This is a genomic window from Sphingomonas sp. BL-S-28, assembly GCF_055521515.1.
Map to the genome: position 1 here is coordinate 1,486,070 of NZ_CM145484.1, position 18,933 is coordinate 1,505,002.

The following is an 18,933-nucleotide window of genomic DNA, read 5'->3' on the forward strand; positions in this document are numbered from 1 at the left end:
TGGTTTGGCCTAAACGAACCTAAACCTTCACCCCGCTCCAGATCGCCCAGCCGACCAGCCAAGCCACCACCACGCAGGCGATGAACCGCCATGCCGGTGCGCGGACCAGCCCCGGAGTGCCTGCGGGAAGGGCGCGCTTGCCGGTGACCATGGGAGCGATCAGGTTGTCGTGCTTAACCACACGGTACCAGAGCACCGCGCAGATATGCGCCGCGATCAGCGCCAGGATCAGGTAGAACACGATCCCGTGCAGATCGGTCGCCCGGTCCGATGTGGTGAACGAGACGAGGTGGTTGAGCGGCCCGGTCACGCCGTCGTCCTCGTCTCCCGAGAACAGGCCCAGCGTTACTTGCAGGCTCATCAGGCCCAGCAGCAGGATCACGCTCCAGCCGCCGGCCGGATTGTGCCCGGCACTTGGTCCGGCACTGGGCCCGGCCCTGCCGCGAAAGTAATCCAGCACCGCGCCGGGGCCGCGCACGAAGGCGGCGAAGCGGGCGGTCGATCCGCCGACGAAGCCCCAGAGAATACGGATCACCAGCAGTTGCAGCAGCACCGTGCCGATCTGCATGTGCAGTGCCATCTTGCCGTTTTCCGCCGTCCACCACAGGGCCGGGATCAGCACCACGAAAGCCCAGTGGATGAAGCGGACGGGCAGATCCCAGAGCGGGGTGCGGACTTTGTCCGCACCCTCTGCCGATGGGCTCACTTGTCCTTCTTTCGGAACTGCTCGTGGCAGCCCTTGCAGGCGCCGCCGATGTCGCCCATCGCCTTGGTGGTGGCGGCAAGGTCCTTGGCGTCGGCGGCGGTCTTCAACTCGTCGGCGGCGCTGGCCAGCTTGGCGGCGGCGGCCTTGAACTCGCCGCTCTTTTCCCAGATCGCGGGCAGGGCTTCGGTCTTGGAACTGGCGTCCGGGCCGGTGCCTTCGGGGAAGAAGCCGACGATCTTGCCGGCATCGTCTTTGATCGATGCGGCGGCGGAGGCGGCGGTGGTGAAGTCCGGCGGGGTGCTTTCCAGCGCGGCCTTGGCCACCTTGTTGGACTTGCCGATGTCCTTGAAGTTCGCCTTGCGCTCCTTGACGATCGTGCCGACGTCCACCGCGGCATCCGATGCGTCGGTGGAACTGTCGGGCGCGGTCTGCGGGCCCTTGCAGCCGGCGACGGCAAACAGCGCGGCGGCAGCAATGGTCGTGGTCAGGGCGAGTGTCTTGGCCATGGTCGCAACTCCTTGTCGGGCGGGATGCTTATGAATCCCTTGAAGCCCTGATAACGCGGAATGTTGCGTTGCGGCGAATAGATTCTGAAATCGTTGGGAAAATAGCGGTTGGCGAACCTTGCCCGCCCGTCAGCCCGCGAAAACCACCCCGTCCATCAGCTTTCGCGCGGTGCGAAGGAGGGCGGCGCTCACGACGGCGCCGCCCTCGTCCACTTCGAGGACACAGGACATTTCTCCGGTCGGATGTTCGACCGATAGCGTCTTGCGGCGACCCTCGGGGCTTATGGCAACTTCGGCGGCGGGCGAGCCTTCGATCAGGCAGGCCGTCGCCACCGAGACTGCGCCCAGCACGCCGATGGTGGCGTGGGCGCGGTGGGGAATGAAACTGCGCACGGTCACCGCGCCGCCATGCTTGGGCGGGGCGACCAGCATCATCTTGGGGACCGACTTGTCCTTGACGTCGCCCAGGTTCATCCGCTCGCCCACGGCAAGGCGGATGGCCTCGATCTTCGCCTTCAGCTCGGTATTGGCGTCCAGGCTTTCGCGGTCTTCGTAGCCTGTGATGCCGACATCTTCGGCCTTCATCACGACGCAGGGCATGCCGTTGTCGATCAGCGTCACGCGCACGCCGTTCACTTCGTCCACGGCATTGCCGGTGGGCAGCAGCGCGCCGCAGGAGGAGCCGGCGGTGTCGCGGAATTCCAGCGGGATCGGCGCGTGGCTGCCGGGCACGCCGTCGATCTTGGCGTCACCCTTGTAGGTCACCTTATGACCATTTGGACCGCCCGGCGTCTGCACGGTGGCTACGGCGACCTGGCCGGTGTTTTCCATGAAGATGGCAACGTTGGTTTCGTCGCCCTTGGGCTCGATCAGCCCGCGCTCGATGGCGAAGGGGCCGATGCCGGCAAGGATGTTGCCGCAGTTCTGCTGATCGCTGACGAGGGCCTGATCGACGAAGACCTGCAGGAACAGGTAATCGACGTCGATCCCCTCGCGCGTGGACTTGCTAACGACCGCAACTTTGCTGGTCAGCGGATCGGCGCCGCCCATACCGTCGATCTGGCGCGGATCGGGCGATCCCATGATGGAAAGCAAAAAGGCATCGCGCGCGGCCGGATCGGCGGGGAGATCGGACTTGAGGAAGTAGCCGCCTTTCGAAGTGCCGCCGCGCATCCACATGCAGGCCACACCCTCGATAACGCGTACTTCACTCATGGCGAACTCCCGGCAAGATCGATTCGAAGAGGGGCACATGCCCTGAGGGACGCGCGAAGGGGAAGCCGGTTGCCGTGCGCGGCGATTGGTTCTGGCTAAACGTTCGGGTGAGCAGGAGCCAGAAGCGTGCCGGAAAATCGCGAAAATCTTCCGTAAAACCCGGAAATATGAGCGGCTTGGTCGTCATAGCATCGACGGTTCGCGTCCGTCCTGCATCCATGCGCAGTATTTTCCGCGCAGGCACGAGACATCGCGAAGATTTTTGCGAAATCCCTGTTCGCCGCCTGAACTGCCCGCTGCGTATCATCGAAGTAAAGCCGCAATGGCGAAGGGCCGGTCTTGTCGTAATTGTCGTGAAACCGTCCGCGAACTGCCATCGAACTTGCGCCAGATTGCCATGTTTTCCCCCTAGCAATCGCCCCGCGACTGAAAGACCTGCAATACTAGGGGCACATCCATGACACATGACCTGCCGGCCAACGGCTATACCGATGGCGACGTCGATACCAATTCCACTTCCGTCACCTCGCTCGAAGAACTGGCCGACCAGCGCTATTCGCGCCGGCAGGCGCTGTTTCGCGGCGCCGGCGCCACGACGATGGCCTTCATGGGCACCGCGCTGCTGGCGGCTTGCGGCGACGATGACGACAACGCCAGTTCGGTGACGATCTCGGCGGGCGCCAATGCGGCCACCAGTTCGGGCCGCGTGGTCACGCTGACGGGGTCGCCGGCCAGCGGCACCAGCGGCATCGCGTCCACCGCATGGGCGCAGACTTCGGGCACCGCCGTCACGCTGACGGGCACGGGATCGACCGTCAGCTTCATCGCGCCCGCCGTCAGCGCCGCCACCGATCTGGTGTTCACGTTCGCCGTGGTCGAGACCGGCGGCCATTCGCAGACCGCCCAGACCACCGTGCGCGTATCGCCCAACACGCTGGGCTTTACCGCGGTGCCGCACAGCCTTGCCGACGTGGTGGCGGTGCCCACGGGCTATTCGGTCACCGTCATGACCCGCCTGGGCGATCCGCTCTCCGCCTCCACGCCTGCCTATGCCAACAACGGCACCGACACCGACTTCGCCCACCGCATCGGCGACCATGGCGATGCGCTGCACTTCTTCGGCCTCTCAGCCGCCGGCGCGCGCGATGACACCAACTCCACGCGCGGGTTGATGGTGCAGAACCATGAGAACCTGAACGTCCAGTACCTCCATCCCAATGGCCCCACCAACGTCTCCACCGGCCCGCGCCCGGCGGATGAAGCGCTGAAGGAGATCGAGGCGCACGGCGTTTCGGTGTCGGAATATCAGGACGCCGGCAATCGCAAGTGGGCCTATGTCCGGAACAGCGCCTACAACCGCCGCATCACCCCGAACACGCCGATGGCGTTCAATGGCCCGGCGGCCGGTTCGGCGCTGCTGTCCACCGCCTATTCGCCCACCGGCAAGACCGGGCGCGGCACCATCAACAACTGCGCCAACGGCATTACCCCCTGGGCGACGAACCTGACGTGCGAGGAAAACTGGGCCGGCTACTTCCGCCGCGATGCGGCCGACGATGCCAAGCGCAGCGCCCGCGAGATGACCGGGATCAGCCGCTACGGCGTCACCAGCCGCACCGGCAACTTCGCCTGGTCCACCGCGAACAGCACGGATTCGATCTACACCAAGTGGAACGCGACGATCACCGGCGCCACCGCGGCCGACGACTATCGCAACGAACCCAATCAGTACGGCTGGGTGGTCGAGATCGACCCCTACGACCCGGCATCGACCCCGCGCAAGCGCACCGCACTGGGCCGCATGGGCCATGAAGGCGCCTTCGTGCGCGCCGTCGCCGGGCAGAAGCTGGGCGTCTACATGGGTGACGATTCCCGCCGCGAATACCTCTACAAGTTCGTGTCGAGCACCACTTACGCCGCCGCCGACGCCGCCAGCACCAGCCGCCTGGCCATGGGCGACAAGTATCTGGACGCCGGCACGCTCTATGTTGCCAAGTTCAATGCCGATGGCAGCGGCCAGTGGCTGCCGCTGGTGTTCGGATCGGTGCCGAACCGCCCGGCTGCGGGGACGACGCCCGCCTATGTCTTCGCCGATCAGGCCGACATCCTCGTCAACACCCGCCTTGCTGCCGATGCCGTCGGGGCAACACCGATGGACCGTCCGGAATGGACTGCCGGCAACCCGGTGAACGGCGAAATCTATCTGACGCTCACCAACAACAACGCCGCCGGCCGTCCGCTGAACGGTACCGACGCGGCCAACCCGCGCCACTACAACGATCCCAAGGGCACGGCGAACACCGCGCAGTACGGCAATCCCAACGGCCACATCATCCGCCTGCGCGAAGATGGCGACACCACCGCCGCCACGACGTTCAAGTGGGATATCTACCTGTTCGGCGCTGACGCCGCCGACGCCGATCCCGCCAACGTCAACATTTCGGGCCTCACGGCCGACAACGACTTCTCCAGCCCGGACGGTTGCTACTTCTCGCGCGACACCAACCCGGCGGGCCAGATCAACCCGGTGCTCTGGGTGGAGACGGACGACGGCGCGCTGACCGACCGCACCAACTGCATGCTGCTGGCCGCGCTGCCGGGCAAAGTGGGTGACGGCGGCGCCAAGACCATCACCAACAAGGACTCGACCGGCGCCACCGCCACGCAGGCGACCATTGCCGGCAAGGCGGCGACGGCGGCCACGCTGCGCCGCTTCCTGGTCGGCCCGGTCCAGTGCGAGATCACCGGCATCGACATGACGCCGGATGGCCGCACGCTGTTCGTGGGCATCCAGCACCCGGGTGAGGAAGGCGCGGTGACCGCCCCGTCCAGCCACTGGCCCGACAGCCAGACCGGCACCGCGGCGGCCACCGTGCGCCCGCGTTCGGCGATCGTGGCGATCACCAAGGATGACGGCGGCGTGATCGGCCTCTGATCGATCGGCTCAAAGCATGAAGGGGGGGGGAGGGGGCCTTTGCGGTCTCCTCCCTTTCGTTTTGCCCGTCAGGATCGATCCCGCAGGAGGGAATCGGGGTCGATTCGACGCCGCTCCGAAACGGCTCGCGGCGGGTGTGCAGAGCGTAATTTTGAGGGTTCATTGCGGCTCTGTGACGGCATGTGAACGCCGTTCACGCAGCACACTTCGCTTCGGTTCGTCGCACGGCCCGCCCGCATAGACGGCGCAAAGACCCCTGCTGCGGGGACTGTTCATGTACGCGCAAGCTAAAGCTGAACACGCAGGAAATCGATCCGGATGCAGCAACGTTTTTCCGCTCTTCCGGACAGCGAAATTGGAGGGGGTTCCGATCGCACACACGCCACCGTCGGCGTGCCGGTCGGACGAGAAGCCGCGATCGGCGCGGGCCCACCTGTGTGAAGGAGCAGCCAATGAAAAACATCTCGAAAAGCCCCAAAGCCCTTCTGCTGCTTGCCGCGCTGGCCGGCACCGCTTCTGCCAGCGTTTCCGCGCAGCAGCAGGACGGCCTGGAAGGCAGCGTTACGGCAGACGCCTCCAGCCAGCAGCCGGTCGACACGGCCGGCATGACCAAGGGGCCCAAGGTCGAAGGCATCATCTCCGCCCGCAGCGGCGACCGGGTCCAGGTTACCAGCGCCAACGGCAACAAGACCATCGTCACCGTTACCAATGCCACCAAGATCAAGTCCAGCGGCGGCTTCCTCGGCATGAACAGCAACAAGCTGGCGGCAAACCAGCTTCTCAACGGTCTGCCGGTTTCGATCGACACCTTGCAGGGCGGCGGCGCGCTGGTGGCCAGCTCGATCGACCTGAAGAACAAGGACATGAAGGTCGCCTCCATGATCCACAACGGCACGGATCAGCGCTTCGCGTCGAACGAGGCGGCGACCGAGGCACTGCGCGGCCGCATGGCCGACATCGACAAGTACAACATCAAGGGCACGACCAACGTGAACTTTGACACAGGCAAGTACGATCTTTCGCCCGAAGCGAAGCAGAACCTCTGCTCGGCGGCGACTTCGGCCGATGGCATGGATAATGCCCTTCTGCTGGTGGTCGGCTACACCGACTCCGTCGGCAGCGACGATTACAACCAGACGCTCAGCGAAAAGCGCGCCACCCGCGTGGTGAACTACCTCCAGCAGGTTTGTCACTGGAAGCCCTATCGCATGTTGACCCCCACCGGCATGGCCAAGGCCGACCCGCTGGCGGACAACACCACCGAAGAAGGCAAGGCGCAGAACCGCCGCGTTGCCGTGAACATCATGGTCAGCAAGGCCGTGGACGGTTTCTGATCGGCGTACTCCGACAGAAAACGGGCGGGCTCCGAGCAATTCGGGGCCCGCTTTTTTTATGTTCGGCACGGATACGCCAAAGGCCAAGCGCGTGCGCGATAGCGGGCACTTGCACGCTGACGCTCTGCGGCTAAACATCGGCCTGAACATCCGGGGGGATGGGGGAACGCCGCGTGCGCTTCCTCAGGGGGAATCGAATGTACGCCAGGCTGCAATCGCGTTCGGTGCCCGCAGGATTGCTGCCGCTTGGAGCGCTGGCCGCCGCCTTCGCGCTGACATTGGCCCTGCGGCTGCGGCAGGAACCGGCGCCGCTGGGTTTCGACGAATATGCCTCGCTCTACTTCTCCGGCCGGTCCTTCGCGGAATTGTGGGGGCCGTGGATGCTGCGGGAGACGAACCCGCCGCTGTTCTACACGCTGCTGAAGCTATGGCGCATGGCGGTGCCGGACAGCCAGCCGGCGCTGCGCCTGCTGCCGCTGCTGCTCTCGCTGGCGCAGATTGGGCTGATCGCGCGGATCGCCGGGCGGCGCTGGGGCTGGGCGGCGGCGGCGATGGCGGTGCTGCTCTTCGCGCTTTCGCCGTCCGACATCTATCAGTCCGAATATCTGCGCGGTTATGTGCTGGCCAAGCTGGCGGTGACGGTCTCGTTCATCGGCCTGCTGGCGGCATTGGAGGAGGACGGCCCGCATCCGCTGCGGGGCTGGGCGTTCTATGCCGGGGGCGCGGTGGTGGCGATCTACAGCCATACGACGATGCTGCTCTGGCCGCCGGTCGCGACCTTGGCGGTGCTGGCGGAAGCGGCGTTGCGCCGGGGCGTCGGGCGCGCGGCGCTGGTGCGGCTGCTCGCGGCGAATCTAGTGGTGGCTGCGCTGTCCGGCTGGGCGCTGTGGATCGCGGCGGCGCAAGTCCATGCGGCTTCCGCCAATATCGCCTGGATAGAGCCGCTGTCGTTCGACGACTGGCTCTCCAGCGTGAACCTGCAACTGCTGCTCGATGGCGATATCGGTTCGTGGCTGATGGCAGTGCTGATGGTGGTGGGCGTCATCCGCACCTTCCGCGACCGCACAACGCGGCTGGCGCTGTTCATCGTCCTTGGCGCGTTGATGGCGTTCAAGGTGGCGGACCGGATTCACCCGATCATCTCCGACTACACGCTGCACTGGTGCGCCAGCTTCACCGTCCTGCTTGCCGCTGCCGCGCTGGTGGGCGAGGGGGCGGGGAGGGGTAAGATCCTCGGTACCACGGCGCGCGGCGCGACGCTGGCGGTGATGGCGGCGGTGGGGCTCTACGAACTGGTCACGCTCGTCTGGATACCCGAGCCGCAGGACTGGCGCCGCACCGTGCAGACGGTCGCGCAGACACCCCATGCGGCGTTGCTGGTCTCGCACGAATCGGTGGGGCTGGTGGTCCAGCAGGCCTGCATGCTGGAATTCCGACGCGGCGGCTGCCCGTTCCCGTTGGTGGTCATGGCCAGCCGTGCGCCGACCGACGCCTGGGCCTTCGGCGGCTATCGCGGCCATATCACCCCGGTCCGGCAAGTCCGCGCCGCACTGCTGCCGGCGCGCCGGGTCTATGCCTTCAGCCGCTATGTTTACACCCCGCTGCCCCCGCTGGGCCTGGACGAGAACCGCTACCGCCGCGTCGAGTGGGACGATGGCGAACTGATCGGCCCGATCCCGGCGGCGGATTTCCGAAAGCACGCCTGACGGCGCTGGCGCTGAACGCACCGAGAGGGCATGATCCGTGCATCGCTTTGCTTGCTGCGGGGGCCACGATGACTGCTACCACGCTCGACGATTGGGCTGCACTCTGGAAGCCCTGGACCGATTTCGGCACGAAACTGGTGCTGGCGCCGCAGGATCTGGCGCAATCGATCAATTCCGGCTGGTCGTTCGGCAATGTGATCGTCAACCCGCAGAACTCCAGCGCGCCGGGCACGGAACAGGCGATCCTCGCACAGGAAAGCTATGGCCGGCAGATCGGCAAGATGCTCGATGCGCTGAGCCTGCTGGTGGAGCGGCAACCGGATCACGAGACGGACAAGGCGTTCAAAGAGGTCGCCACCCTCAAGAAACGGATCGATACGATCAAGCAGGACACCGCCCTCCACAGCGTGAAGCAGGTGAGTAGCGACCTTAAAACCCTGCGCACGTCTGATCGCAAGGAGGACAAGGAAGCCCTTCGCGCCGCCCTCAAGCAGCTGCGCGCTCTGGTGGAAGACCTGGAAAACCGCGCCTGACACCCATCGGATCGGCCCATCCATCCCGGCAGCGATCTTGCGCAGAACCCCTCTGGCCCTCGCCCCGGCGATGGCTTAATGAACAGTCCTGTTGATAACAGGAGAGGCCACGTGAAAGAGACGGGCACCAAAACGGCCACGCTGACCGCCAATGACATGGACGAGGAACGCCTCGCCACCTACCCCACCACCGCCTTCCTCTCGAAGGACTACCTTGCGGCGGAGAAGAAGCTGCTCTGGCCCAAGGTCTGGCAGATGGTGGAGCGCGAGAGCGACCTGCCCAATCCCGGCGACTGGATGACCTACGACGTCGCCGACGAATCGATCATCGTCCTGCGCAAGGACGATGGCACGCTGAAGGCCTTCCACAACGTCTGCCCGCATCGCGGCCGCCAGCTCGTCTCGGTGCCCAGCATGCTGCCCGGCAAAGTCCACGATGTGCGCGGCAACAACCGCCGCAATTTCATCTGCGGCTTCCATGGCTGGACTTTCGACCTCGACGGCCAGAACACATACATCCTCGACCCGCAGGACTGGCACAACAAGCTGACGCCGGAAATGACCTGCCTGTCGGACGTGCAGGTCGATACCTGGGGCGGCTACATCTACATCTCCATGGACCCCGATGCGGTGCCGCTGAAGGAATGGATGGGCCGCGCGGGCGAGATCCTAGACCATTTCGACCTTGCCGGCATGCACTACAAGTGGCGCCAGTGGGCGATCTACGACTGCAACTGGAAGACCGCGATCGAGGCGTTTCTGGAGCCCTATCACGTCGCCGGGACGCATACGCAGCTCCTGGCCTATGGCGATTATTACGCGCTGTCGAAGCAGTACGGCCTGCACTCGGTCTCCAGTTATGACACCCGCGATGCCAAGTTCCAGATGAGCGAGAGCGCCGGCACCACCCGCGCCGGCAAGGGCGATGACGCCCGCGTCTCCACCTATGAACTGATCCGCGAGAACTACGAAACGGTGAACTACTCCGCCTCCACGGAAACGCTGGTCAACGCCGCCAGCCGCCTGGTGGACGAGCTTCCGGAAACCGCCACGCCGGGCGAGATCATCGCCCACTGGCTGAAAAGCGCCAAGGCCGACGACGCCGCGCGCGGGGTGGTCTGGCCGGAAGTTCCGCCGGAGATCAAGAAGGAGGGCGGCCTCGCCTGGGGCCTGTTCCCCAATCAGAACATCCTCCACGGAGAGACGTTCGCGCTCTGCTACCGCGTGCGCCCCTATGGCGATGATCCGGACAAGTGCGTGTTCGAAAGCTACGCCCTCGAACGCTTCCCCGAAGGCGAAGAGCCGAAGACCGAATGGGTCTACGCCGATCCGATCGGCGAGAACTGGGGCTCGGTTCTGGCGCAGGACTTCTCCAACATGCAGTTCGTGCAGAAGGGTATGAAGTCCTCCGGATTCCGCGGCCCGCTGCCCAATCCGCATCAGGAACAGAAGGTCATCAACCTCCACCGCAACCTTGCCAATTTCATGGACGGCATGAGCGCGCCGAGGCTGCTGGACATCGACTGAGGGGGCTGGCCGAACGGTCTGGAATCGCAGGCGTTGTGAAAGCCCACCCCCAACCCCTCCCGCTTGCGGGAGGGGAGTTTCAGCGCAACGCAAAGAGGGCAGTGTTACCTCGCCCTCCCGCAAGCGGGAGGGCCGCGAGACTTACGAAGCGCAGCGAAGTTAGTCGCAGCGGGGTGGGCAGGAGCAACGTCCGCTTTCGCCGACATAGCGGACATCACGGGCAAATATCGCTTGCAGACAGCAGACGTTGTCCGCGGCAGCTCAAATTTAAGAATATGCCCATATTTTAGCGAAAAAGCACTCGAAGGAACACGTTCCCAATGGTCTACGGGCTGGATGTAAAGCCAGAATGGGGCTTTGAGCCTAAGCGTGTCTGGGATGGCGAGGATCAACCTGCTAAGAGGATTCCCGCTCTCGTTCCTGCTGATGACGGCGGCGTGAGTGGTGATAACCACCTAGCCGGTGTTCCTGTTGACGGGAGCAACTTTCCTAATTGGGTGAGGTGGAGCGATCCAAACGGAAATCCCACACCCGATTTCGACGGTACGCCCTATTTGAACGTGTCGTCCAAGGCGAAAGACGTAATTGAGCAATTGGAGCCGGGTATTCACCAATTTTTCCCCGTCCAATATCAGGACGCGCATGGGAATTTTATCGACACCCGTTACTGGCTCGTTCCTTGCCATCGCATTGATAGTGTCGATCGGAAGAATAGTAACATGGTGCTGAGAAAAGGATTGCAATGGGTCGCTCCCAAACAAATACTTAGAAGGGGCGAAAAAGTTCCCGATAATATCGATACCTCGATGCCTGCTAAAATCGTTTTCAATCTCTCTGCTGTTGGAAGATGTCATTTATGGCGCGATAAGCATATTCTAACTTCATGCTTTATATCAGATGCTATGGCGGAGAGGTTTGTCGAAGAGAAGTTGACCGGCTTGGATTTCGCGAAAAGCAAGTACGAGCAGGTGGGCAATCGCCTTGCAAGTTAGCCGCTTCACGTCCGCTCACCCCAACATCCCGGTCATCCGTTGCGCCGTGCAGCGCTCCTGAAAAGCGGAATGGCAGATTTTCATATTTTTAATCAGGAACTTGCCATTCCGGACACGCCAACACAGCGGACGTTGACCTTGCGTTAGTTCAGTTGCGCTAATCACTTAAACAAATTTTGTGTGATCCTGCGTGATGTGGAGCGGTGAGCGTGTCTGATTATGTCTGGTGCAGTAACGCGTTTCGAGATTCTGCTCTCGCTCTCTTTGTTGAGACCGACATTGCTACTAATGATCGTGAAGCCGCTACCAAAGGCAATGACCTGAACCGAAATGGCGACGCCGTTCCGGCATCATTATGCCCTAAAAAAATTTGGGCTGTTGATGACGTTGAACAATATCAGCGAATGCCCTCAGAGAGTATGCCCGATCTATTCTTCGCTCAAACTCAATTGATCGTATCAGCTAAAGCGGCATCGATCTTAGAGCGATACAACCTTGGCGAAGGTGCGATCTATCCGGTTTCAGAAGGTATATTCTTAGAAGATAAGAGCACCAAAATCCTTGGCGACTGGTTCTGTTGGACAATAGGCAACTGCAAGGAAGCGTTTCTGCCTGAGGAAACTTCGAGTAAGCGGCGTTTTGGCGTGTCCGGCTTGCGCTGGAACATGCCTTCGAAGCTGAAAGATGAAGACGTTGCGGTCTCTCATGCCGCACTTCTGGGGCCGGACGTCTGGCTTGACCATGGCCTATTTCAGGCGATTTTTTTTAGCAAACAACTCGGCGATGCCCTCGAAGAAGCAGGTCTCCGAACAGTCTTTCGCATTCACTAGGCTCGTGTCAGTTCGTAAATTTGAACGACTGCTTCCCCGCAAAAGCGGTCAGTACGGAAAGCTGGCATAACGAAACCACCTTCCCGTAAAACCAAGGCATGATCCGTGCCGCCGGCCTCCGCGCGCGATCACCCCACCGGCTGCGCTGGCGGGAATGTCCACGATCCGTCCAGCACTTCGCGGCGCGGGCGGTAGAGGCGGACCATGTAGTTCCAGCCGGGCACGATCGGGATGTAATTGCCGCCGGTGTCCTCGCCGCCGAACTGGATCGTGATCGACCCATCGGCATCCTTCTTCGCGGTGATGCTGTTGAAGGAATAGACGCCCTTGGCATTGGCGGGGATGAAGCCTTTCTCGTCATAGACGATCACGGACCAGAACGCGTCCACCGGCACGTCCTTCACCGTCAGGCGATAGGCGGTCTGGCCGTCGTTCCGCGGCGGCGTGGCGTTGACGTACATCGCATCCTCGGGCGGATTGGCGCCCCATCCCATGGCGCCGCCGATCAGCCGCTGCACGGGATCGACCTTGCCGCGCGGGCCGAAGCCCTTGCTGGTATCGGGCATGTGCCGGGCCAGCGTCAGCAGCGCGCCGCGCACTTCGTCCTGGCTCGCGTGGTCCCACGTGGGCGGGGCGAAGCTGCCGATATCGATCTGATCGACCCGGATGGCGTCCTGCAGGGCGTGGGCTGCGGCAAGATCGGCGGGATCGTCGGGATCGACCAGCGTGCGCACGGCGGCCATCGCATAGCGGGTGCCGATCTCTTCCCGCACCAGCCGGTGCGGCTGGGCGTCGTAATAGACGCCGGGCACGAACTGATCCTCGTCGATGATCTGCAAAGACATGAAGCGCCCGCCCGCATCGGGCATCGTGATCGTCACCGGGCCGGCTTCGAGATCGAACACGGCGGCCGAATAGAGCGTATCGCGGTTCTGGCGGATCACGTTCTGCTGATCGATCGGGGAAAGCTCTCGCTTATGTTCGAACTTGCCGAACCCGCCTTCGCGCACGGCCACGGCAGTGAAGTAGAGATCGGATTCGGCCCGCAGAAAGTTTTCCGGTGTCACGGGGATCGGGGGGGCGAAGGCGGATCGATCGGACATAGTCGCAAACTCCCTTTTCCGGCCAATCTGGTCCGGCCAACTTTGGGGGCCGGCCGGGAAGCGGGAAATCGGGGAATACCCGGAAGCGGTGGTTCGGCGGATCGGTAGGTCGCATGTCGGGCCTTTCCACAGCCGGATAGGCGGCAGGGCGAAAGCGCCTGCCGGCTGCCCCGCGATCTTTCCCCGGCTCTTAACCCTTCAAGTCACGGGGAACACTGGCAACTAGGTAGAGTCCGCAGGGGTGCCAGCCAGCCAGCGTCAAGGATTTTCAAGCATACTCCTGGGCATGGAAAATCTTGTCTTTCAATTCGCCACGCGTCGGAAGCGGCTTTTCACAAACGTTTGCAAGGCCGGTTTCCTTACGTTTGCGGTAACCGCGTTCGCGATCGCATCGCCCGATTCTGCGCAGGCGGCCACCACCACCACCACGATCGCCGTCACGGCGACGGTCCAGCCTTCGTGCACCGTTTCGGCAACGGCTCTGGCCTTCGGATCGTACAACCCGCTGTCGGCAACGCCGCTGGACGGGACCAGCACCATCACCGTCAACTGCACGACCGGCACTGTCTATACCGTGGGGCTGAATGCCGGCACCACCGGCGGCGCCACGGTGACGACGCGGCAGATGCTGCTGAGCGCCAACGCGCTGAACTACACGCTCTATCGCGATTCCGGCCGCACTAACAATTGGGGCAACACGCCGGGCACCGATACGCCGGCCTCTGCTACGGCGACGACCTCGGCCGCCTCGCTCACCGTCTATGGCCGGATTCCCGCGCTGCAGAACGTGCCTGCGGGCGCCTATACGGATACGGTCACGGTCACGGTCAACTATTGATGCCCGCGCGCGGTGGCCGGGCGCTGGCTGTGGCGATCGCGGCGGTGGCGGCGGCTGCGGCGGCCGGCATTTCCCCATCGGCACAGGCAGGCAGTCTGCGGATCATGCCGATCCGCGTTGAAGTGGCGGCCGATGCGCGGTTCTGCAGCCTGAAGATCTCCAACGACGAGGATGCGCCCGTCTCGGTGCAAGTGCGCGGCTTTGCCTGGTCGAAGGATGCGGCCGGCGCCGATGTGCTGAGCGACGATCCGGGCTTCCAGATCAACCCCACGATCGTGACCCTGGGCGGCAAGGAGGAGCGGCTGGTGCGTTGCGGCCTGCCCCCGGTCAGCGGCGCGGGCGAACAGAGCTGGCGGATGGTGCTGGACGAGTTGCCCCGGCCCGGCCCGGCCAACGGGGGGATCCGCACATTGCTGCGGATCAGCGTTCCGGTCTTCCGTGCGCCGGCCGATGCGCAACCCGATCTGGTCTGGTCCATCGGCGACGGTGGCGGGCTTGCTCCGGGCGGCGCGCTGGTGGTGGAGAACCGGGGGCGGCGCCATGTGCAAGTGCTCTCGCTGGATCTGACGCGCCGCGGCGGCGGGAACGCGGCGATTGCCAAGAGCTTCTACGTCCTCGCCGGTGGGCGCGTGGAATTGCCGCTGCCGGCAGGATTTGTCGGTGCGCCCGAATCTGTGCGCGCCAGCACGCCCGACGGTTCGCTTGACCTGCGCGCACGCGCGGGGCCTTGAGCGGCGTCATGGGCCATTCCCGGTGTCTTCCCGCCATGTTCTCCTGCTTGCGGCCGCCGTGCTGGCCCTTTCGGCCCGGACGGCGGGTGCCGCAGCCGGCGCGCCGGCTTCCGTACCGGCGGCAATGCCGGTGGGCGTGGTGGTCAACGGGCAGGATCGCGGCTGCAACGGGCTCTTGGTGATGATCGGCAAGCGACTGCATCTGCGCCGGGCCGATCTTGCCGCCTGCGGGGTTCCGCTTCCTGCCGGGGGCACGCAAAAGGCAGTCTCGATCACGCTGGCGGGGGAGGATTACCTCGCGCTGGACGAAGTGCCGGGGGTGAGCGCGCGGCTGGACGCCAGCGGCACGCTGCTGCTGATCGAGGTTTCGGCAGAGCGCTACGGCCCGTTGCGGATCGGGCCGCCCGATAGCCCGGTCGCGGTCAGCCGGTCGATCCCGGCGGCCTATATCGACTATGACCTGACCTTCACGCAGGACCGCCGGACCACCGCCTTTTCCGCGCTGCTCGATGCGGGGGTTTCGGGGGGCTGGGGGGTGCTGGCGGCCACCGGCCTTGTCGGCAAGACCTTCAGCGGCACCGGCAGGACGCCGAACGTGCGGCTGGACACGGCCTATACGCTGGACTTTCCCGGGCGCCGCATCCGGGTGGTGGTGGGCGATACGCTGGGCAACGGATCGGCATGGAGCCAGCCCGTGCGCTTCGGCGGCATCCGCATCGGCACCGATTTCTCGCTCGACCCCTCGCGCCTCACATATCCCTTGCCGGTGCTGCAGGGGGGATCGGCGCTGCCATCGACCGTGGAACTGGCCGCGCGGGAGGGGGTGCGCGATTTCGCGGTGGAGCCGGGGCTGTTCAGCTATGCCTACCGCCCGCAGTTCAGCGGGGCGGGGGACGTGACGATGATCGTGCGCGACGTTGCCGGCAACCAGCGTGTGGTGACGCGCAGCTTCTACGCCAGCACCAGCCAACTGCGCGACGGCCTTGCCGATTTCTCGCTGGAGGGCGGGCTGCTGCGGCGGAACTACGGCATCTGCAGCTTCGATTACGGCGCCGGCTTCGGTGCCGCATCGCTGCGGTACGGCCTGACTTCTACCCTCACGCTGGAGAGCCGGCTGGAAAGCGGCGCGGGGGTGACGGTCGGCGGTTTCGGCGGGCAACTGGTGGTGCAGCCGCTGGGCGAGATCCGCCTTGCCGGCGCGCTCTCCACCAGTGGGGGGCGGACCGGCACTTTGCTCCAGGTTCAGGCCCAGCGGCTGACGCACGCTTACGGCCTGACCGCCAGCTACCGCGCGATGAGTGCCGACTATCGTCAGGTAGGCGACCCCTGGATCACCCCCGGCGCCCGGCGCGAACTGGCGTTTTCGGGCAGTCTGGCGATGGGCCGCGCGGGGTCGGTCAACCTTGGCTACCTCTCCACCCGTACCGGCCCCTCGCGCAGCACGCTGGCCTCCGCCAGTTATTCGATCATGCTGGGCGACGCTTTCGTCAGCTTCGGCGCGCAGCGGCAGAGCGGGGACGATGGCCGGTCGGACTGGCTGTTCGGCATGGTCACCCTGCCGCTGGGCCGCACGCGCCACCTCTCTTTCAGCGCGGATTCCCAGCAAGTCTCCGCCCTTTACGACAAGGCCGTGCCCACCGACGCCGGCCTTGGCTACCGCGTGGGTATCGGCCGCGAGAACCACGGCGCGGGCTGGGCCGAAGCCATGGCGACTCTGCGCACCACCGCCGGAGATATCGAAGTGGCCGGTCTCTACCGCGAACAGGCCCTGTTCACCCGGGTCGAGGCGCGCGGCGCGCTCGTCGCCGCGGGGGGAGGGCTGGCCGCGACGCAGCGGGTGGGAGACGCCTTTGCTGTGGTGGACGTTACCGGCGATCCCGGCGCGGTGGTCATGCTGGAAAACCGCCCGGTGCCGATGTCCGACACTACGCCGGAGAGCGCTGGCAAAGTCGTCAAAACCAGCCACGTCATCGTCACCGGCCTTGCCCCCTATGTCGCCAATCGCGTCGGCATCGATCCCGCCAGGATCCCCATCGAAGTGCCGCTGGGCGATGTGGAGCAGACCGTCACTCCCGGTTGGGGCAAGGCGGTGAAAGTCACCTTCGGCAAGCGCGATACCCATCCCGCCCGCCTGCGCGTGGTGGACCTTGCCGGCGTGCCGCTGGAAGCCGGCCGCGAAGTGGTGATCGAAGGGCAGGGCCAACCCCGCCCAACCGCCGCCACCGCCAGCCCCGCCACGGTAACGCTCACCGGCCACGACGGCGAAATCTACCTTGAGGATTTCGTGCCCCACGCCGTACTGCGCATTGCGAACGGGCAGGGCGGCCACTGCATCGTCCGTCTGGGGGGCGCCGCCCCCGCCGACGTGCTGGCCCATCCGATCGAGGCTGCCTGCCAGCCCGAACCCCGGATCGCCGGGCCATGATCCCGATCCGGCGCACCGCCACCCGTCTTCTGCCTGCCCGGCTCCTACCTGCTATGCTCGCCCTCTGCGGCTTGATCCTGCCGGCCGAACCGGCGCAGGCGCTGTGCCTCTGTTCCTGCACCGTCAGCACCACGCCCATGGCCTTCGGCACTTACGACCAGACCTCCGCCGCCCCCAGGGACGTCAACGCCACCGTGACCATCAGTTGTACCAGCGTCGCCAGCGTGCTCAGCACCGCCGACATCGCCCTCAGCACCGGCGGGTCCAACAACGTCGCCGCGCGGCGCATGATCTCCGGCAGCAATCTTCTCTATTACAATATCTATTCGGACCCGGCCTACAGCATCATCTGGGGCAACGGCACCGGCGGCGCGCCCATCGTGCAAGTGCCGCTCAACGGCCTGTTGAATTTCACGTCCAGCGCCACGGCCTATGGGCGCATTCCGGCGCTCCAGAATGTTCCCATAGGCAGTTATTCGGATACGGTGACGATCACCGTCACGTATTGAAGCCTGCGGGCCGCGCTCAGTCCAAAGCCTCGCGTGCATCGGCAGCCTCACGCGCCTTGCGCGCCTCCACTTCCTCGCGCAGCCGCGCCACTTTGGCCTGTATCGAGGCGCGTATTTCTTCCACCGAGGGATATTCCGCCTCGATCTCCGCACGAATGCGCTCATAGGCGGGCGAGCCCGGCCGCAAGTCCACATCCGCGCCATAGCGGTGCGCGCGGCGCTGGCGCAGCAGGAACAGCATCAACGGCGTATCATGGCGGATATAAGTGGCCACCACTTCCCCCCGGCTGACCACCGGCCGCTCCTCGCCCCGGATCGCGCGCTCCAGCGCGCAGTCCTCCAGCCGGGCCATGCCCCGGTCGATGGCCATTTCCCACGCGGCGGCGAAGCCTTCGGCGCCGGGCAGGGCGCGCAGCTTGTAGAGCGCCTCCATGGAGGCGCCCACCGTCCGCGCCGCCTGCGTGACGATGCCGGTGGCGGCGAGCGCGGCGATGAAGGCGCGCTGCCGCTCCGGCGTGATCGAGTTGCGCCGCGGCGCCTTGTGGAGATAGGGCGCAAAGCCCAGCAGCGGATCGTCGGCGTCGGGTTCATCCTCGAAGAACGCCACCCGCGAAGTCCGCCGCCCCGGCCGCTTCGAAGCGCAAAACAAGTCCTCCCCGTATCGGGGAGGGGGACCATCCGCTTTGCGGATGGTGGAGGGGACTCGCGGCGTTGAGCGACCGTCACCGGAACCCACCAGATCCTCCCCCTCTGGGGGAGGGGGACCGCCGCAGGTGGTGGAGGGGGCGCGGCCAAGCGCTGCCCTATCAGAAGAGTTCAAACCCGCCCGGGCACCCGAACGTTTCATGGAGGACATAAGGCAACCTCGCTCACGCTGTTGGACCTGATTTCCCCTTGGCGGGACGGTGTACCGTGAGCGGCAGTGTGTAGGAAAATGGTTTGTCACGAGGGGGCATTGAAAGCCCACCCCCAACCCCTCCCGCCTGCGGGAGGGGAGTTCCAGCGCTACGGCTAGATGGCAGAGCAATTCAGCCCTCCCGCAG

The 18,933-nt window shown here is 64.8% G+C and carries 16 protein-coding genes; 11 read left to right on the forward strand and 5 right to left on the reverse strand.

The window, feature by feature from the left end:
• Positions 1-19 precede the first annotated feature (19 nt).
• The 3 genes from ACZ1JC_RS15740 to ACZ1JC_RS15750 form a co-directional block, all read right to left on the reverse strand.
• On the reverse strand, positions 20-706 hold the full coding sequence (locus ACZ1JC_RS15740; RefSeq protein ID WP_465135962.1) for a cytochrome b/b6 domain-containing protein: 687 nt from the start codon (positions 704-706) through the stop codon (positions 20-22).
• On the reverse strand, positions 703-1,212 hold the full coding sequence (locus tag ACZ1JC_RS15745) for a c-type cytochrome (RefSeq protein WP_465135961.1): 510 nt from the start codon (positions 1,210-1,212) through the stop codon (positions 703-705). Before ACZ1JC_RS15745 ends, ACZ1JC_RS15740 begins: the two co-directional genes overlap by 4 nt.
• 129 nt (positions 1,213-1,341) lie before the next feature.
• Positions 1,342-2,427, reverse strand: a complete 1,086-nt coding sequence (locus ACZ1JC_RS15750) for a 4-oxalomesaconate tautomerase (protein WP_465135960.1) — start codon at positions 2,425-2,427, stop codon at positions 1,342-1,344.
• A 457-nt stretch (positions 2,428-2,884) separates the two neighbouring features.
• On the opposite strand from ACZ1JC_RS15750, the gene ACZ1JC_RS15755 reads away from it, so the two are divergent.
• The 7 genes from ACZ1JC_RS15755 to ACZ1JC_RS15785 all read left to right on the forward strand — a co-directional run bounded on the left by ACZ1JC_RS15755 (position 2,885) and on the right by ACZ1JC_RS15785 (position 12,284).
• Positions 2,885-5,362 carry a PhoX family protein gene (locus tag ACZ1JC_RS15755; protein ID WP_465135959.1) on the forward strand — a complete coding sequence of 826 codons (2,478 nt, stop codon included), beginning with the start codon at positions 2,885-2,887 and terminating at the stop codon, positions 5,360-5,362.
• A gap of 452 nt (positions 5,363-5,814) precedes the next feature.
• A complete protein-coding gene (locus ACZ1JC_RS15760) occupies positions 5,815-6,696 on the forward strand; it encodes an OmpA family protein (protein ID WP_465135958.1) in 882 nt (293 codons plus the stop codon).
• 197 nt (positions 6,697-6,893) lie between these two features.
• The gene (locus ACZ1JC_RS15765; RefSeq protein ID WP_465135957.1) at positions 6,894-8,402 is read left to right on the forward strand and encodes a hypothetical protein; all 1,509 of its coding nucleotides are present in this window, start codon (positions 6,894-6,896) and stop codon (positions 8,400-8,402) included.
• Between the two features lie 68 nt (positions 8,403-8,470).
• Entirely contained in the window at positions 8,471-8,935 is a 465-nt protein-coding gene (locus ACZ1JC_RS15770; protein WP_465135956.1) for a hypothetical protein, read from the forward strand.
• Between the two features lie 156 nt (positions 8,936-9,091).
• Positions 9,092-10,462 carry an aromatic ring-hydroxylating oxygenase subunit alpha gene (locus ACZ1JC_RS15775; RefSeq protein WP_465138577.1) on the forward strand — a complete coding sequence of 457 codons (1,371 nt, stop codon included), beginning with the start codon at positions 9,092-9,094 and terminating at the stop codon, positions 10,460-10,462.
• A gap of 320 nt (positions 10,463-10,782) precedes the next feature.
• The gene (locus ACZ1JC_RS15780) at positions 10,783-11,454 is read left to right on the forward strand and encodes an imm11 family protein (RefSeq protein WP_465135955.1); all 672 of its coding nucleotides are present in this window, start codon (positions 10,783-10,785) and stop codon (positions 11,452-11,454) included.
• Positions 11,455-11,663: 209 nt separating this feature from the next.
• Positions 11,664-12,284 (forward strand): hypothetical protein, encoded by a 621-nt coding sequence (locus ACZ1JC_RS15785; RefSeq protein WP_465135954.1) that lies wholly within the window; start codon positions 11,664-11,666, stop codon positions 12,282-12,284.
• Positions 12,285-12,412: 128 nt separating this feature from the next.
• Here ACZ1JC_RS15785 and ACZ1JC_RS15790 read toward each other — a convergent pair whose 3' ends face one another.
• Positions 12,413-13,387: a DUF1214 domain-containing protein gene (locus ACZ1JC_RS15790; RefSeq protein WP_465135953.1), complete on the reverse strand. Its 975-nt coding sequence runs from the start codon at positions 13,385-13,387 to the stop codon at positions 12,413-12,415.
• A gap of 286 nt (positions 13,388-13,673) precedes the next feature.
• On the opposite strand from ACZ1JC_RS15790, the gene ACZ1JC_RS15795 reads away from it, so the two are divergent.
• Genes ACZ1JC_RS15795 through ACZ1JC_RS15810 form a run of 4 tightly spaced genes read left to right on the forward strand, consistent with a single transcriptional unit; the run spans position 13,674 to position 17,890 of the window.
• Positions 13,674-14,225, forward strand: a complete 552-nt coding sequence (locus tag ACZ1JC_RS15795; protein ID WP_465135952.1) for a Csu type fimbrial protein — start codon at positions 13,674-13,676, stop codon at positions 14,223-14,225.
• Positions 14,225-14,956: a fimbrial biogenesis chaperone gene (locus ACZ1JC_RS15800; protein WP_465135951.1), complete on the forward strand. Its 732-nt coding sequence runs from the start codon at positions 14,225-14,227 to the stop codon at positions 14,954-14,956. The genes ACZ1JC_RS15795 and ACZ1JC_RS15800 overlap by 1 nt, the downstream gene beginning before the upstream one ends.
• A gap of 22 nt (positions 14,957-14,978) precedes the next feature.
• Positions 14,979-17,381, forward strand: a complete 2,403-nt coding sequence (locus ACZ1JC_RS15805) for a fimbria/pilus outer membrane usher protein (RefSeq protein WP_465135950.1) — start codon at positions 14,979-14,981, stop codon at positions 17,379-17,381.
• The gene (locus ACZ1JC_RS15810; protein ID WP_465135949.1) at positions 17,378-17,890 is read left to right on the forward strand and encodes a Csu type fimbrial protein; all 513 of its coding nucleotides are present in this window, start codon (positions 17,378-17,380) and stop codon (positions 17,888-17,890) included. Before ACZ1JC_RS15805 ends, ACZ1JC_RS15810 begins: the two co-directional genes overlap by 4 nt.
• A gap of 16 nt (positions 17,891-17,906) precedes the next feature.
• Here the strand turns inward: ACZ1JC_RS15810 and ACZ1JC_RS15815 are convergent, their stop codons facing one another.
• Positions 17,907-18,497, reverse strand: coding sequence for a hypothetical protein (locus tag ACZ1JC_RS15815; protein WP_465135948.1), 591 nt, complete (start codon positions 18,495-18,497; stop codon positions 17,907-17,909).
• Positions 18,498-18,933: the final 436 nt, after the last annotated feature.

What these genes read in the sequence shown, in the direction of transcription:
- ACZ1JC_RS15745 (WP_465135961.1), bottom strand. Translation starts at nt 1,212, where the DNA reads ATGGCCAAGACACTCGCCCTGACCACGACCATTGCTGCCGCCGCGCTG.
- ACZ1JC_RS15780 (WP_465135955.1), top strand. Translation starts at nt 10,783, where the DNA reads ATGGTCTACGGGCTGGATGTAAAGCCAGAATGGGGCTTTGAGCCTAAG.
- ACZ1JC_RS15755 (WP_465135959.1), top strand. Translation starts at nt 2,885, where the DNA reads ATGACACATGACCTGCCGGCCAACGGCTATACCGATGGCGACGTCGAT.
- ACZ1JC_RS15750 (WP_465135960.1), bottom strand. Translation starts at nt 2,427, where the DNA reads ATGAGTGAAGTACGCGTTATCGAGGGTGTGGCCTGCATGTGGATGCGC.
- ACZ1JC_RS15800 (WP_465135951.1), top strand. Translation starts at nt 14,225, where the DNA reads ATGCCCGCGCGCGGTGGCCGGGCGCTGGCTGTGGCGATCGCGGCGGTG.
- ACZ1JC_RS15765 (WP_465135957.1), top strand. Translation starts at nt 6,894, where the DNA reads ATGTACGCCAGGCTGCAATCGCGTTCGGTGCCCGCAGGATTGCTGCCG.
- ACZ1JC_RS15810 (WP_465135949.1), top strand. Translation starts at nt 17,378, where the DNA reads ATGATCCCGATCCGGCGCACCGCCACCCGTCTTCTGCCTGCCCGGCTC.
- ACZ1JC_RS15760 (WP_465135958.1), top strand. Translation starts at nt 5,815, where the DNA reads ATGAAAAACATCTCGAAAAGCCCCAAAGCCCTTCTGCTGCTTGCCGCG.
- ACZ1JC_RS15775 (WP_465138577.1), top strand. Translation starts at nt 9,092, where the DNA reads ATGGACGAGGAACGCCTCGCCACCTACCCCACCACCGCCTTCCTCTCG.
- ACZ1JC_RS15790 (WP_465135953.1), bottom strand. Translation starts at nt 13,387, where the DNA reads ATGTCCGATCGATCCGCCTTCGCCCCCCCGATCCCCGTGACACCGGAA.
- ACZ1JC_RS15770 (WP_465135956.1), top strand. Translation starts at nt 8,471, where the DNA reads ATGACTGCTACCACGCTCGACGATTGGGCTGCACTCTGGAAGCCCTGG.
- ACZ1JC_RS15795 (WP_465135952.1), top strand. Translation starts at nt 13,674, where the DNA reads ATGGAAAATCTTGTCTTTCAATTCGCCACGCGTCGGAAGCGGCTTTTC.